We start from the raw sequence: 14,328 nt of genomic DNA, 5'->3' as shown, positions 1-14,328 counted from the left end.
AATTCTTTCTACAAGCCCACCGCACTTTTCTGCACCGTCGCCATTAACTTCGGTGGCAAATCGAGCGCCTGGAACATCATTTCTAAATAGGGTTCGATGTATTTTAACGCTTGCGGCGGTAAGTAGGTCTCTACGGTCTCTTTCAAACACCGATAAGCCACCAAACACGAATTTTGTCGGTGGTAGGCGGTCAGGATATTCGTTTCCCACAACACCATCGAATCGTTGAAGAATCGAGGATCGTCACGCAAAATCGCCAAGGCGATATAGCGCAGCACCTGGCTCATGTCGTAATGACAACGCTTGGCGTGCTTTTGCATGACGTCCGGGTGCAAGGTCGCAAATTTTTTCAACGCATGACGCACGAGGGGTTCGGCTTTGGCCTGTAAAATCTCGTAGGTTTTAAAGCGTTCGGTGAAGGTTTGCAAATATCGCTCGATCGGCTGCAATTCGGCGCTGGTTAAATAGCGACCTTCACTTTCAACAATCAGTTCGGCAAGTGTGGAATTAATTGCTTCCATAGAATCGGGATTGGAAAAGCTACGGACAATTTTATAGTTTTATTTTCATAGATTTTTTAAGAACTTAGCAAGTTATTGATGTAATTTTTAATATTTAGATGAAGCGAGGGAAATTTCGCCTGTAAGCACAGGGGACTCTCGTCGATCTCGCCGCGATCGCCGTCATGATTTTTGAGAACGGCGATCGGCTTCGGGTCTATGGAGTGGCGGCCATCTTGCCCGTCCCACAGGCTGGTGCACGGCTCCGATTCCCTCGTTTCCGGCGGAATTATGCAAAGTGATAAACGGGTAACGGACCGTCAAGCTGGATTTGCCATCGGGGACAAGCCTGCTGCCATGCGGGGAAGTGAATCTGGTACAAGGTCTCGTTGGGATAGGGGGCGAGCAAGTGGAGACGCTGGGTGTTCTCTTGCGCTTCGGCGACGATCGCCTCGGGATAAAGGGTCGAGATCGTGGCTCGAATCTCCTCCCATTCCCGCTTTTGTTCCCTTTGAAACCATTGTCGTTCTCGATAGCGCTGCTTTTTCGCCAATAAATAATCTTTGCCCTTGAGTCGAGAAGTCGCCGACTCCTCGGGAGGGTCGCCGGGAGTGAATTTGAGCGTATATTCGGCTTTTCCGGCGAGTCGGTCTAGTTTAGCGCCGTATTCGCGATCGCGCCCCTTTAAATGAGCGCGCAAGGTCCGTTCCGAAGGAAACAAAGTACCAAACCGCAGGGGTAACAAAGCATCGGTTTGGCGGTTGATGTCGCAAATGACGCGATCGTGAGCTAAAACCGCGTGCATCAGCCGTTCGTCGTCGGCTTGCAATTCGTCGATCGCCACGTCGGGTTCGACCACCGCAGCGAGGCGATCGCCCACCACCAAACGCACCGGACGCGCGATTCCTACGGGAAACTCTAAATCGAGACCGCGATGGTAGACAAAAGCGTAAACGTACATTGAACTGGGGTCGGTAAAGGTCAAACAGAATCGCCTTCGAGGCAATCAGGGCAACAATTCCAAAACGAAACGCAATTCGAGCGCACTCGATTCGTGCTGTCGGTCCGGTCGGTGCAGGTGAATGGGAAAAGGATCGCCCGCAAATAAAGCCCGTTCGAGAACGGTCATCTGGAGCGATCGCGCGCGCACCCGGGCGATCGCCCGCGACAGCAACACCTCAGTTAAAATCGGCTGACGGCACCAGTCGCACTCGTCGGCGTCAATAGCCGATTTCGGAGCCACGCGATTGTCCTGGCCAGACGCCGGGCGATCGCCGCTTCCCACCACTTCCCCCGTCGCCAAATCCACCTCCCAAGACGAACCCGGCGCCTCGATCCGCAGCAGCCCCACCAACCGCAAAGTACCCGTTTGCCACGATCGCTCCGGTTGCAAAACCCGCCCTTGAATTCCCGTGAGCAATTGCATCATTTCATACGCTCCGGCGAGACACTGCCAAAACAGGCGCCGCACGAAATCGTCCAGAGGAATCGGCTGCCCCTTCGACACCGAAAAGGCGCCGGGCAATTGATTTTCGCTACAGTCTGCCAGTTGGGAGGCAATCGCGACGACCTGACACAGGGGCGAATCCGGGGCCGGATCGAACGGGTTGGGATCCGTCGTGGCGCTGTGTCCCAATTCGCGCAGTAACGGTGAGAACCGTTGCAAAGTCGCTTGTCGGAGGGGGCGGTCGGTGTCGATCTGCTCTGGAGATACAGGGGCGATCGCCAGTTCGTGCAGGGGAGACCGACACTCGTCGTTTTCTGCCACCGGATCGTGAGAGATAAACTCGACTTGTAGGTAAAGTCGAACCTGTCCGGAGTGCCACCGTCCCCCGGGTGCGAACAGTTCCACTGACGTCGGCTCGAACAACGGGGCGAGTTCGCGCGCGTGGGAGACGATCGCCCGCCGGAGGCGATCGAGCAGGTCGCCGACGGCGAACGGACGCTGTCCGCCTGCAATTCCCTCGGAGTGTAAGGTCGCGCTCAAATCCGACAAGGTACAGGGAGTAGTTTGGGAGGCAAAGGGGCGATCGCCCGTCAAGTCGCAATAGCACGTCCCCGCCTCGCTGCGCACTTCCAAGCCCACCACCACCCGGGCGGTGCCGACCGCTTCCCGACGCGGATCCGCCGCCAGACGGGCGGGAACGCCCCCCAACCAGGCGACCAGGGGTTCCGCACTGCCCAAGACGAGCCACAACAAGCGCGAAAGTAAGTCGTGGACGGCAATCGGGCCGGGGGCGATCGTAGGGGCGGTGCGCGCACCGCCCCTACGGTCAACGCTAGGGGAAGGCCCGGGGCGACCGAACGGGGCGGTTTTGAGGGCTTCTAAAACGTCGTAAGCTTCTTCGAGGGCGTAAGGGGCTAAATTTTCCGGCGTCGGCGGTACGTCCGAGGGCCATCCCCGTGCGGGCGATCGCACCTGAGCCACCCAATCGGTCAGACCGTGCATCCGTTCGACAACGATGTCGGGAACGGAACTCGCCCCGGTTGGCGGCGTTTCGATCGCCCGAGGGTCGAGCTTGAGAATCGCCTGACCGATGGCCGCCAGATCGGGACGAGAATCGGTCCAATTCAAGGGAGTTTGCACTTCGCTCATTCGATATTGCTCAAACGGGTTTGGAAAAAAGAAAGCTCGGCGCCGGAAGGGGTGGGGGTCGAAAGGGCGAAGCCGCGATCGCCCCAAGGCGCCATTCGTACCCGCGACCGTTCGCTCGGGGTCGCGGTCGCAGGTTCCCAGGTGCATTGTCGGTGCAAATGGCCGCGATCGTCGAGCCAACCGATCTCGCCGCGCTCCCCTAGGGCCACCACCCAGCCCCCCGACACCCCGATCGCCGCGAGGGGCTGTTCGCACAGGGGCAGGATTTCGAGTTGGGGGGGCATCAGTTGCAACCGCCACGCAGCCCCCGGATGGGCACTCAACCCGAGTAAGGTGCGTTCGCCGCCGAACAGAAAACGGGCGGCCCCTCGGTCTTGGCGGTCGGGTTCCCCCGTCGGCCACAACCGCTCGAAGGCGAGGGGAACGCGGAAACTGCCGAGGAGTTTGGCACTGCGGCTGTAGAGCTGGAAAACTGTTTGGCACGCCTCCGGGGTCGATTTGCACCAGACCAAGAGCCAGTGACGGCGATCGAGGGCGAGGATCTGCGGCAGTTTTTGGGTCGGCAGTGGGGTTTGATGGTGGGGGACCGGGGGTCGGCGAGTCCCCGTTAAAGCGGCGACGGGATAAAAGTTGAGGGTTCCGCCAATGGCGATCGCCAGGGTCTGGCCCGTGGGGTCGGCAGCCATCCGAAAATCGCGATCGCCGTCGATTAGAACGTCGAGCAGGTCGCGATCGCGATCGAACCAGCTCAATTGCCCTCCGGTGGCGATCGCGCAACCGCCGGGAAGCGGACATAAGCCCGTAATCGGACGATTCCCTTTGAGGGCGTCGATCTCGCCGTCGGCGTCCCACACGTAGAAGCGATCGCCCGCCGCGCCGTAGAGAAAGCCTTCGCTACCGACGAGGTAACTGGGGACGACGATCGCCTGTTGGCGGCTGACCCGTTCGACGAATGCCGTCGGCTCGGGGCTTCGAGGGTCTCGCTCCGTCTCCGGTTCCGCGAGGGGTAAGCGGCGATCGCGCCACTGGGCCACGGTCGGATCCCCTTGGCAACGGGCGATCGCCTCGGCCATCTCGGCGGCGCTGTTGTAGCGGCGGGCGGGCAGTTTGGCGAGGGCTTTGCGCACCACGGTTTCGAGAGGTTCCGGCACGGGGGTGGGGATCTCCAGGGGTCGGTTTAAATGGGCCCACATCAACTGACCCGGCGAACCGCCGAAGGGACGGCAGCCAAATAGTAATTCAAACAGTAAAATGCCCACGGAATAAATATCCGCCGCCGGGGCGTACAGTCCCAAAAAGCCCTCGGGAGCGGTATAGGCGGGGGCGCCGATCGCGTCGGCGGTTTCGTCGTTGGCACTTTTGGCTCGGCTCAGTTCCGACAGGCGGCGGGCAATCCCGAAATCGGACAGTTTCGGTTTCCATCCCTGGGGAGACAGGGAGAGCAGGATATTTTCCGGTTTGAGGTCGCAGTGGACGATCCCGCGACGGTGGGCTAAATCCAAGCCGTCGAGTACGGCGCGGATCGCATCGAGTCCTTCGGCGAGGGTCAAGCTGCGATCGCGCTGCAGCAGGTTGCGTAAGGTGCCGCCTTCGCAATAGTCCATGACTAAATAGCGGGCGGTCGGGGTGTTTTCTAAAGCGCGACAGGTGACGATATGCGGGTGTTGCAGGGTGAGGAGGAACCCGAGTTCTCGTAAAAATTGGCTGGTCGAAAGCCGTCGGTGGGTGAGTTCTTTGAGGGCGACCAGTCGCCCGGTTTTGCGCTCGATCGCGCAAAAAACCGTACCGAATTGACCGGAGCCAACTCGTTCTAAAATGCGGTATTTGGGAAGTTGGCGTTGCAGGGGTTGTAAGGCGGCGCGCGATCGGTCGGGGGTTTTGGCGTTCATCGAAGGGATGGGCATTAACAGGGGAATTGGGGATAGGCGGAGGAGAACGATCCGGCGAGTTCCCCCTTCCATGCTAAATCCCCAGGCGACGGCTGGGGATGTTGTGGCGCGATCCTTCTTTCTCCTTGAGGGACGCTGGCCGAACGAACCGCTCGCCAATGCCAAAATAGGATGGCGGGAACCGTCTCGGTCTGTCCGCGCTTTCATTCACAGTTGCAATAATTCGACATGGTTAAAATTGTCAGATTAGAACCGATCGCCCAAGATACGGAAGTTCAAACGAACAGCAATCTGTTATCGGCATTATTGGCAGAAGACCTGCATGTTTTAAAAGAATGCGGCGGTCGGGGCATGTGCGCGACTTGCCACGTTTATATCAAGCAGGGGATGGATAGTTTGTCTAAGATGGGCAGGCGGGAACAGCGCACGTTGGAGTTGATTACGACGGCGAAACCGAGTTCCCGTCTCGCCTGTCAGTCTCGGGTGCTCGGGGAAGGGATCGTGGTCGAAGTGCCTGCGGGGATGTATCTCGACGCGATCGAAGATGTGGAGGCGCTGATTGGTCGGCGCACGGAACAGCCGCTTTTGCACCCGATTACGGGGGAAGTGGTCGTCGAAGCGGGCAAGTTGGTCACCCGGTCGGTGATTACGGAACTCAAGGATATTCGCTTTCAAGTCGGCCAGTATTTGGCTCGCACTCGGGAGGCTTGAGGCGGTTCGACTCGGGGGGTTAGCGCGAATGCCCTCGGTTTTGGGCCTCGTTGCGATAGCGCGAGGCCAGGGGATCGTCGGGACGGATTTGCAAGGCGCGATCGAAGGCGGCGATCGCCTCGGCATACTTGTGTAAGTGCTGCAAGGTTTGACCGCGACGGAGCCAGCCGTGATAGTCGTAGGGTTGCAAGTCGAGGACGCGATCGAAGGCGGCGATCGCCTCTTGGTAATGCCCGAGATTGCCGCAAGCCGCCCCTCGGTTCAACCAGGCGGGGGCGTAGTCCGGCTGGTACTGTAGGGCTTCGTCGTAGGCGACGATCGCCCCGGGGTAATCTTGCAAGTCGTAAAGCACGTTGCCCCGTTCGTACCAGGCTCGGGCGTGGGTCGGTTCGAGGGCGAGGGCGCGGTCGTAAGCGGCGATCGCCTCGTGGGGACGGCGCAAGTACAGCAAGACCCGCCCCCGGGCGCACCAATCCCGAGCCGATCGCGCGTCGAGGTCGAGAACCCGCTCGCACTCGGCGATCGCCTCCGCCCCCCGCTCTAAGGCATCGTACGCCAATCCCCGATGGGCGATCGCCGCCAGGTCTTCGGGAGCGACTGCCAAGGCGCGATCGAACTGCTCGATCGCCTGTCGGAACAGCCCCAAGCGCAACGACGCCAGTCCCAACCCATAAGCCACCTCCGGGTTATCCGGTTCCCATTGGGCCGCCCGTTGGAAACTGAGCAGCGCCGAGGCATATTGACGGCGATTTAACTGCCAGTGGCCCTTATCGAGGCAATCGGCGATCGCCGAGGGCTCCGATAGCTCGGGAGTCCGGGGCGCACGATCCGAGACCTCGCGCAATTTCTGCCCGATTTCCGCCGCCACCGTTCCCAAGGGCGGACAGTCCATCCGACCCAAGGCGATCGCCCGTTGTGCTAATTCTCGATTCCCTCCCGGGGCCGCCAGCAGGCGATCGCCGAACCCGCGCAACCAGGCCACCCAACCTGCCGCGATCGGGCCGGAGCCGACCGCGCGGATAAATTGCAAAACCTGCGCGCGACTCCACCCCCGACGCACTCCTTGCAATAATTCCGCAAACAAAAATTCGTATTCGGCATCGGCCAGGGGAACCGAGGGCGGTTTCGGGCTAAAACCCCCTCGCCGTGGCTCGTCGGAGTCGCGCCGCTTCCCCTGTGCGAAGCGTCCCCAGAAGGGAAACCCGAGCCAGCGACGCAAGCGCTGCCAGATCCGCCGTAGTATTTTGAAAAATCCTTGCATATGTGACATCCTCCCGACGCTGAATCAAAGATTACAGCGCGGGCTTCCCAGCCTCACGATTGGGTGTTCCTGCCCCGCGCCACTTATCTAGGTCATCGACCCCCGACAGACCGACTTGACAGGCGGTTTCCGTTCCCCAGAGTCCCTGGGATACTACATTCTCTAGTCCACGATCCAAAACCATCTCTGCTGCGGCACGGTCACGATGCGTTCGATACCCACACTCAGGACAATGATGCTCTCTGACTTCCAACCCTTTGCTCACCGTAGCAAGGCAGGATGGGCAGGTTTGACTGGTGCCGTTGGGATTGACTTTGGCAAAGTACACTCCCCGTTTCCAGCACACCCATTCCGTCAGAGACAAGAACTGCCCGAAAGCAGCATCTACACAATCTGTTCGCAACATCCCTCGCGTCAAGCCTTTGACGTTGAGGTCTTCTGCAAAGATGGTTTGCACCCGGTCACAAAGCTGATGAGCCGTCTTCAGATGGAAATCTCTGCGACGGTTCGCAATCCGATGGTGCATTCTAGCCACTTCGATTTGTGCCTTCTCCCAGTTTTGAGAACCCTTTTGTTTTCGTGCTGCTCTGCGTTGCAGCAATTTCAGCTGGCTTTGCATCGACTTGAAAAACTGGGGTCGCTCTTGGAAAGAGCGCTCGGAAGTGGTCAAGAATCGTTCCAATCCCAGGTCAATCCCAATCGCCCGACCGTGAACCGGGACATCGGGAACCGATATATCGGATTCAATCGTGACGACGACATACCATTGTGTTCCTCGCACCCTCGACAATACCCTTACCTGTTTCACCTTGAACCCGTCAGGGATGGGGCGATGCAGGTCGATCGGTACTTCCCCAATTTTTGGCAAATTGATTGTGAAGCCATTGATGGGATTGTTCTTGAACTGGGGAAACACAAAGGATTTGAATTGACCGAACTTTTTGAAACGAGGGAATCCATATCCCCGTTTCACAAATGCTTCCCAGGTATCGTGCAGTCTGCGAATCGTGGTCTGCAACACCTGAGAATGCACCTTACCCAGATGCGGGAATTGCTTCTTCGCTTTGGGCAGATTGTTCTGCTGACGATGGTAAGACGGAAACGGTTCATCGGCAGGAATGATGTATTCCTTTTCCAGCGAGCATCGGTCTACCGAACACTTACGCGAAGCAATCCAGTCTTTGAGTTCGCGCAAAGCGTAGTTATATACGCCTGGGCACGTCTCAAGCCACGACCGCAGTTCAGTCTGCTGTACGACATTTGGATAGATTCGGTAGGTGTAGTTCATGGTCAGCATGGCCGGAGTTTACCAAAGGCTATAGCTGCCTGTAAATGCTGGTCTCATCCCCATCGTAGGGCTTGGCCCTTCCCGTAGGGTGGGGATGAGACTTTTCAAGGGGAGTCCATGTATCCCGACACTGATGCTTCGCATACAGCGCGGGACTTATAGCTCCCCGAACCCCTCAAAAGTTAAATTTTAGATTTTAGATTTTAGATTTTAGTCGATCGGCGCGAAGCCCCGCATTCTATAGCACTCCCCAATCAGTGAAGTCGGGATGACCCCCCCGAACCCCTTGGAAGTGGGAGCATCTTGCTCCCTACTGGGGTTACAAATCATTGAGGATTTCTCTACACGAAACGTCAGTGTCGGGAGCATGTCACCCGGGAACTAACTCATACAATAAAGATCGATTCCGGCTCGATGTTGCCACGCTCCGAGCGATTCCGCTTTGCGGACGCCGTGCGAACGCAATCCGGTTCGACCCCATTGCATCCGCCCTCGAACTCGGTAAAATAACAATTCCCACTCCTCGTCCTCCCTACCGAACCAGAGTGGGAAGGGTCCGCCCGTCCGGGGGATCGCATCGGATCGATCGCTCGCGCTGCCCCCCTACCGTCTCTCCCTACCGATGTCTTACGAACCGCTCCATCATAAGTATCGCCCCCAGACCTTTGCCGATCTGGTCGGTCAGGAGGCGATCGCCGCCACCTTAACTCATGCCATCCGCCAACAAAAAATCGCCCCCGCTTACTTATTTGCCGGACCGAGGGGCACCGGAAAGACATCGAGCGCCCGTATTCTCGCCAAATCTCTCAACTGCCTCAATTCCGACCGACCGACCGATCGCCCCTGCGGGACCTGCGAAGTGTGCCGGACGATCGCCCGCAGTACGGCCCTCGACGTGATCGAAATCGACGCGGCGAGCAATACCGGAGTCGATAACATTCGCGACCTGATCGAGCGAGCCCAGTTCGCCCCGGTGCAATGTCGCCACAAAGTCTATATCATCGACGAATGCCACATGCTGAGTACGGCGGCATTCAATTCCCTGTTAAAAACCCTCGAAGAACCCCCGGAACACGTCGTTTTCGTCCTCGCCACCACGGACCCCCAACGGGTTTTACCGACGATTATCTCGCGCTGTCAGCGTTTCGATTTCCGACGCATACCCGTCGAAGCAATGGTCGCTCACTTGCAGCAGATTGCCCGCCAGGAAAACATCTCCATCGACGAGGACGCCGTGGTTACCGTCGCCCAACTCTCTCAAGGGGGACTGCGCGATGCGGAAAGCTTGCTCGACCAACTCTCCCTCAGCGACGAACAGGTGAGTGTCGAACGGGTCTGGAATTTAGTCGGCGCCGTTCCCGAACGCGACTTGCTGCAATTGTTAGAGGCGATCGCCGCCGACGACGGACGCGCGGTACTCGACAGCGTGCGCGAACTGATGGATCGCGGGCGCGAACCCCTGGTGGTTCTCCAAAATTTAGCCCGTTTTTATCGCGATTTGCTCGTTGCCAAAACGGCCCCCGACCGTCAAGATCTAGTCGCCATGACTGCCGATACCTGGCAGCGCCTGTGCGAGTTTGCCGCCCGCCATACGGAGGTCGGCCTCATTTTGGCGGGACAGCAACATTTAGCCAAAAGCGAAGCGCAAATTAAAAACACGACCCAACCGCGCCTCTGGCTGGAAGTCGCCTTACTGGGGTTGTTACCGTCGGCGATGCTCCAAGGGCGCCCCTTCGCGAACGCCCCGAACGTGGCTCCCGTCGCCCCTCCCGCCAGTCCGCCCCCGGTGGCCCGTCCCCCCGAGGAAAACCCTCCCTCGGCGCGACCGTCTCCCCCGCCGCCGCCACCACCCGCCGTCAGTCCCCCCAACGGTAAGGCGTCCCCGGTTCCCGAAGCCCCGGCAGCGTCGGCGGAAGCGAACGTCGTCGATCGGGATTTGGCTGAGTTTTGGCACTCGATCCTCGATCGCATCGATAATCCGTCCCTGCAAGCGCTCTTGCGCCAACATTCCCAACTGTTGGAATTCGAGGGCAATGTCGCCCGGGTCGGGATTGCGTCTTCCCCGTTGCAGCAAATCGTCAATACCAAACTCGATTTACTCGAATCGTTCTGTGCGAAGATCCTCGACCGACGGGTCAAGGTGAAGTTGGAAGTTTGTAAGCCGAGCAAACCGAAAGAGCAGAAGGCTCGCGGTTCGGCGCCCGCACCCCCCTCTCCCGCCGCCCGTCAGCCGAACCCGTCGAGTGCGCCTCCCGTCGCGCCTGCGCCGCCGATGGAGACGCCGCGATTCTCCTCGGTCGAGGCTACGCGATCGCCCGTGTCCGACCGCCGAAACCCTCGTCCCACGGCAACTCCGGCGACCCCGGCGGCGACGTCTTCGGCGAGGGCGATCGCCCACAACGGCTTTGAAGATGAAGTGACCGTGGCGGCGAAACGATTGGCGGAGTTCTTTCAGGGGGAATTAGTCAATCTCGATGAGGATTGGGAGATCGAGACGGTTGGGGAGGGGCGATCGCCCCTCGTCGCCGAGGATGAGGAGGTTCCCGAGGTAGCATCCCCCCCGGTCGCGGAGGAGGATGCGGTTCCGAAACCTGGAATTCCGGATCCGGAACTCGATGACAACCCATTTGGGGAATACGATTTTTAAACGACCCGGCGGCTTAAGCGGCGACGCCGCGATCTCCTTGGTGAACGGTTTTCACCCATTTGAGCCGTTTGCGGCGCACGGACATGCGCGCGGTGATGCTGGCGACGACGACAAACCAATGAAACATGTACAGGGTGCCGCGTACGGTTTCGACGAGGAGCCTCCCCACGGATATCGTCGATCGCTCGCCGTCGAGGACCTGTTGGCGTTGGATGCGCTGCAAGCCGACAAACATCCCGATCAGGGATAGGGCGACGGTTAAGGTGGTGACGGGGGTGAGAATGGGTAGGCGATGGCGGGCGATCGCCACTAACAAATCGGGAACGGCTGCGGTGGGTAACAGATATTGGGTAATCCAGAACATGAACAGATCCCAGGTTTTTTTAAACCCCATGCGGTTGCTCAAAATCAGCCGCCAGTAGTCGAGATAGCGCTGATAACCCCCTTCTCCCCAGCGATTGCGTTGGTTCCACAGGGCCACGGTTCGGGTGACCCCTTCTTCGCGCACTGCCGGATCGTTGAGAAAGTCGATATCCCAGCGATCGAGGTGCAGGCGCACGGTTAAATCGAGGTCGTCGGTGATCGTTTGCTCGTTAAATAAACCGCAGCGTTCTAAGGCTTGACGGCGGATGAATTCGCCGTTACCGCGCAGTTCGCCGATCCCGCCGACCGCCTTTCTTTGCATTTGAAAGTAGCTGTCGAGGGCCATTTCTGCGGCTTGCGATCGCGTCAGAAAATTGACCTGTTCGTTGGCGATTTGCTTGCGAACTTGGACGGCGCCGACTTGGGGGCGATCGAAGGCGGGAAGCACCCGTCGCAGTATATCTCGGTCAACTTGGGCGTCGGCGTCGAAGACGGCTAAAATTTCGCCCCGCGTGAGGGGGAAAACTTCGTTGAGCGCTCCAGATTTACCCCCTTTGCCGCCGACCGATCGCCTTAAAATCTTTAAGTTCGGATATTTTTGTTGGAGTCTCTCTAAAACTTGCACCGTCCCGTCACTGCTGCAATCGTCGATCGCCCACACTTCGTATTGAGAAGCGGGATAATCTAAATTGCATAAATTGTGTATCAAGTGGCCGATGACCGCTTCTTCGTTTTTCGCCGCGACTAATAAGGAGACCTCGGGCCAGTGGTCGCGATCGCCCTCGGCGAGGGCTTCGGGGGCGTCGGACGGACGACTGGAAATAATACGAAGGGCGTGAATCCCCATCAATCCAGTCAGTGCAAAAACGAACCAAGACCCCCAGGATAAGAAATGGAGGGTGAGGGTGCCACCCCAAACAACGGCGAGCAAGAGTGCGGCTTTGGCGCGACGACCTTTATAGCCGCGATAAAATAGTTCTTCTTCGGAATCGACGAAGGCGGATAAAATTGAGTCGAGGGGCTCGAACTCTTGATAAGAATCTTTTTGGGGCCAGGAATTCGCCGGCATAGTTGATAGTTGGGAATAACAATTGATTCTGCACGATCGGCAAAAGCCAGAGCATGGCGTTGGCTTCCCTGGCGGCGCTCGATCGCCTTCGACGCACGCGCCAAATCCCGGAAAAGCGATCGCCTGCTCGTCCGATTACTGTACCAGCTTTAGGGAAGATTCCTCTGGCACGCCAACCCCACAAAGGAGATCGACGGTGTGAGGAGGGGCTTTCTTGCCCGATCGCCGTGTTGGGGCGTTGAGTGGCATGGCAAGTGAGAGCAGGGCGCGCCGGATGCGGTACGGGGTCGCTGGGGATCGAGGCGACAGATAAGACAGATAAGGGCGATCGCCTCGTCGTGCAGCTCGCCGGATCTCGATCGCCGCGATCGCCCTAAAATGCTATAAAAGGGTTTGGGCGAAACCCTCCAGGGGAGCGACCTCGATCGCGCCAAGACATCGGATCGAGGACAATAACAATCGCAGGTCACGATCGCGATCGAGGAGTCCGAGTCATGCTTCAATTTCACATCCAGCCAGATAGCGAAATTCCGGCATCTACCCAGTTATTTAACCAGTTGCGCTTTGCGATCGCCTCGCGGCAATTTCCGCCGGGACATAAATTACCGAGTACCCGCGCCTTGGCGATGCAAACTGGGTTACACCGCAACACGATCGGTAAAGTCTACCGCCAACTCGAAGATCTCGGACTGGTCGAGGCCCAAGCGGGTTCGGGGATTTACGTGCGATCGCAAACGCCGGACAGTTCGCGCAAACTCTCGTCGCCGATTTTTCAGAAATATCCCGAAGCTTACAAAATCGTGCAGCGCAGTCTCGACGAACTCCTCCAACAGGGATGTTCTCTCAATCAGGCGCGCGAATTCTTTCTGACGGAAATTGACTGGCGTCTGCGCTGTAGCGCCCGGGTCTTGGTCACGGCCCCGATTCAAGATATCGGCGCGGGTCAGTTGATGGCCCAAGAGTTGGAACAAGCCCTCGGGATTCCGGTGCAGTTAGTCCCGTTAGAAGAATTGGCGGGGGTTCTCGAAAAAGCGCCCTCCGGGACGATCGTCACCAGTCGTTATTTTATCGCCCAAGCCGAGGCGATCGCCGCTCCCAAATCGGTGCGCGTCCTACCCATTGACATTTACGACTACGGCAAGGAAATTGAAGTGGTCAAAAGCTTGCCCCAAAATAGCTGTTTGGGATTGGTCGGCTTGAGTGCGGGCATTTTGCGCGTCGCCGAAGTGATTTCTCACAGTTTGCGCGGCGAGGAAATTTTGGTGATGGCGGCCCAGCGAGAAGACGACTACAAAGTTAACGCGATCGTGCGAACCGCGAACACGATCGTCTGCGACCCGCCGAGTGTGGAAAAGGTGAAAACGGCGATCGCGATGGCCCGAGAAGAGTTGATTCGTCCCCCCCGCGTCATTCCTTCGGAAAACTACATTCACGCCGATTCGATCGACTTGCTCAAACGGGAATTGGGTTTAGAGTGAACTCCTCAGAGGGGAATCGCCACGCCGCCTGTCGGGATTAGGGATTTTCCTCCGGGTTGCACTCCGTCGCCTCGAAGGGGGGGCGCATGGCTTCCCGTCCCAACATCATCATTCCGGATACCCCGAAGCTGACAAAGGCAATATATTGATACCAGTAATGTTTGAGGCCCCCAACTCCTCCCCATTCTGGATGCAGGGTGACGATACTTAACAGCAGCAAAGTTAATAGGAACGCGCTAATTCCCACAAACGTCAATCCCACATAAATGCGCGACGGTTGGCGTTCGCGATCGCTAAAATTGGCATAGCGCACTAATGCGATTAACTCTCGCAGGGATAAATCGGCGATCGAATCGAGATTTTCCCCCGTTTCCCCCACGGGAACGGGTAAATAGCGATCGTCCGTGGAGTCTAACTCAAGCGAACCTTTGAGCTCGGACGGGGGTAAGGGTGCAACTTCGACCTCCTCAAACGCAGGGGCTTTCCGTTCTTCCATTTGTTCTTCTTGCCAATCCATCGCTTACAA

The 14,328-nt window shown here is 58.1% G+C and carries 13 protein-coding genes; 5 read left to right on the top strand and 8 right to left on the bottom strand.

From position 1 onward, the window contains the following. Positions 1 to 8 precede the first annotated feature (8 nt). The 4 genes from JJD41_RS07340 to JJD41_RS07325 all read right to left on the bottom strand — a co-directional run bounded on the left by JJD41_RS07340 (position 9) and on the right by JJD41_RS07325 (position 5,192). Positions 9 to 521, bottom strand: a complete 513-nt coding sequence (locus JJD41_RS07340) for a globin family protein (protein WP_200665354.1) — start codon at positions 519 to 521, stop codon at positions 9 to 11. Positions 522 to 789: 268 nt separating this feature from the next. Further along, positions 790 to 1,485: a GvpL/GvpF family gas vesicle protein gene (locus JJD41_RS07335; protein WP_200665353.1), complete on the bottom strand. Its 696-nt coding sequence runs from the start codon at positions 1,483 to 1,485 to the stop codon at positions 790 to 792. 21 nt (positions 1,486 to 1,506) lie between these two features. After that, complete coding sequence (locus JJD41_RS07330) at positions 1,507 to 3,096, bottom strand: hypothetical protein (RefSeq protein WP_200665352.1); 1,590 nt, start codon at positions 3,094 to 3,096, stop codon at positions 1,507 to 1,509. Next, a complete protein-coding gene (locus JJD41_RS07325; protein WP_200665351.1) occupies positions 3,093 to 5,192 on the bottom strand; it encodes a serine/threonine-protein kinase in 2,100 nt (699 codons plus the stop codon). The genes JJD41_RS07330 and JJD41_RS07325 overlap by 4 nt, the downstream gene beginning before the upstream one ends. A gap of 21 nt (positions 5,193 to 5,213) precedes the next feature. Between JJD41_RS07325 and JJD41_RS07320 the strand changes: the two genes are divergently transcribed. Then, positions 5,214 to 5,696 carry a 2Fe-2S iron-sulfur cluster-binding protein gene (locus JJD41_RS07320; protein WP_200665350.1) on the top strand — a complete coding sequence of 161 codons (483 nt, stop codon included), beginning with the start codon at positions 5,214 to 5,216 and terminating at the stop codon, positions 5,694 to 5,696. Positions 5,697 to 5,715: 19 nt separating this feature from the next. Here JJD41_RS07320 and JJD41_RS07315 read toward each other — a convergent pair whose 3' ends face one another. Together JJD41_RS07315 and JJD41_RS07310 are read right to left on the bottom strand one after the other, a co-directional pair. Further along, positions 5,716 to 6,957, bottom strand: a complete 1,242-nt coding sequence (locus tag JJD41_RS07315; protein WP_200665349.1) for a tetratricopeptide repeat protein — start codon at positions 6,955 to 6,957, stop codon at positions 5,716 to 5,718. A 31-nt stretch (positions 6,958 to 6,988) separates the two neighbouring features. Then, a complete protein-coding gene (locus JJD41_RS07310) occupies positions 6,989 to 8,254 on the bottom strand; it encodes an RNA-guided endonuclease InsQ/TnpB family protein (protein WP_200665348.1) in 1,266 nt (421 codons plus the stop codon). A gap of 613 nt (positions 8,255 to 8,867) precedes the next feature. On the opposite strand from JJD41_RS07310, the gene JJD41_RS07305 reads away from it, so the two are divergent. After that, positions 8,868 to 10,892, top strand: coding sequence for a DNA polymerase III subunit gamma/tau (locus tag JJD41_RS07305; RefSeq protein ID WP_200665347.1), 2,025 nt, complete (start codon positions 8,868 to 8,870; stop codon positions 10,890 to 10,892). A 13-nt stretch (positions 10,893 to 10,905) separates the two neighbouring features. Here the strand turns inward: JJD41_RS07305 and JJD41_RS07300 are convergent, their stop codons facing one another. Further along, a complete protein-coding gene (locus tag JJD41_RS07300; RefSeq protein WP_200665346.1) occupies positions 10,906 to 12,324 on the bottom strand; it encodes a glycosyltransferase family 2 protein in 1,419 nt (472 codons plus the stop codon). A gap of 53 nt (positions 12,325 to 12,377) precedes the next feature. Here JJD41_RS07300 and JJD41_RS07295 point away from each other — a divergent pair, with 53 nt between their 5' ends. From JJD41_RS07295 to JJD41_RS07290, 3 genes are all read left to right on the top strand, one after another. Next, positions 12,378 to 12,566 (top strand): hypothetical protein, encoded by a 189-nt coding sequence (locus JJD41_RS07295; protein ID WP_200665345.1) that lies wholly within the window; start codon positions 12,378 to 12,380, stop codon positions 12,564 to 12,566. Beyond that, positions 12,567 to 12,701: a hypothetical protein gene (locus tag JJD41_RS25240; RefSeq protein WP_255547236.1), complete on the top strand. Its 135-nt coding sequence runs from the start codon at positions 12,567 to 12,569 to the stop codon at positions 12,699 to 12,701. A 117-nt stretch (positions 12,702 to 12,818) separates the two neighbouring features. Beyond that, positions 12,819 to 13,802 carry a GntR family transcriptional regulator gene (locus JJD41_RS07290; RefSeq protein ID WP_200665344.1) on the top strand — a complete coding sequence of 328 codons (984 nt, stop codon included), beginning with the start codon at positions 12,819 to 12,821 and terminating at the stop codon, positions 13,800 to 13,802. A gap of 37 nt (positions 13,803 to 13,839) precedes the next feature. Here JJD41_RS07290 and JJD41_RS07285 read toward each other — a convergent pair whose 3' ends face one another. Further along, positions 13,840 to 14,319, bottom strand: coding sequence for a hypothetical protein (locus tag JJD41_RS07285; RefSeq protein ID WP_200665343.1), 480 nt, complete (start codon positions 14,317 to 14,319; stop codon positions 13,840 to 13,842). Positions 14,320 to 14,328 lie beyond the last annotated feature (9 nt).

Source organism: Oxynema mangrovii CENA135 (genome assembly GCF_016632315.1).
Taxonomy (GTDB): Bacteria; Cyanobacteriota; Cyanobacteriia; order Cyanobacteriales; family Laspinemataceae; genus Oxynema; species Oxynema aestuarii.
The sequence above is the reverse complement of the archived record's forward strand: the minus strand, read 5'-3'. Positions and strand labels throughout refer to the sequence as shown.

What these genes read in the sequence shown, in the direction of transcription:
- JJD41_RS07330 (WP_200665352.1), bottom strand. Translation starts at nt 3,096, where the DNA reads ATGAGCGAAGTGCAAACTCCCTTGAATTGGACCGATTCTCGTCCCGAT.
- JJD41_RS07305 (WP_200665347.1), top strand. Translation starts at nt 8,868, where the DNA reads ATGTCTTACGAACCGCTCCATCATAAGTATCGCCCCCAGACCTTTGCC.
- JJD41_RS07285 (WP_200665343.1), bottom strand. Translation starts at nt 14,319, where the DNA reads ATGGATTGGCAAGAAGAACAAATGGAAGAACGGAAAGCCCCTGCGTTT.
- JJD41_RS07340 (WP_200665354.1), bottom strand. Translation starts at nt 521, where the DNA reads ATGGAAGCAATTAATTCCACACTTGCCGAACTGATTGTTGAAAGTGAA.
- JJD41_RS07295 (WP_200665345.1), top strand. Translation starts at nt 12,378, where the DNA reads ATGGCGTTGGCTTCCCTGGCGGCGCTCGATCGCCTTCGACGCACGCGC.
- JJD41_RS07290 (WP_200665344.1), top strand. Translation starts at nt 12,819, where the DNA reads ATGCTTCAATTTCACATCCAGCCAGATAGCGAAATTCCGGCATCTACC.
- JJD41_RS07300 (WP_200665346.1), bottom strand. Translation starts at nt 12,324, where the DNA reads ATGCCGGCGAATTCCTGGCCCCAAAAAGATTCTTATCAAGAGTTCGAG.
- JJD41_RS07310 (WP_200665348.1), bottom strand. Translation starts at nt 8,254, where the DNA reads ATGCTGACCATGAACTACACCTACCGAATCTATCCAAATGTCGTACAG.
- JJD41_RS07320 (WP_200665350.1), top strand. Translation starts at nt 5,214, where the DNA reads ATGGTTAAAATTGTCAGATTAGAACCGATCGCCCAAGATACGGAAGTT.
- JJD41_RS07325 (WP_200665351.1), bottom strand. Translation starts at nt 5,192, where the DNA reads ATGAAAGCGCGGACAGACCGAGACGGTTCCCGCCATCCTATTTTGGCA.
- JJD41_RS07315 (WP_200665349.1), bottom strand. Translation starts at nt 6,957, where the DNA reads ATGCAAGGATTTTTCAAAATACTACGGCGGATCTGGCAGCGCTTGCGT.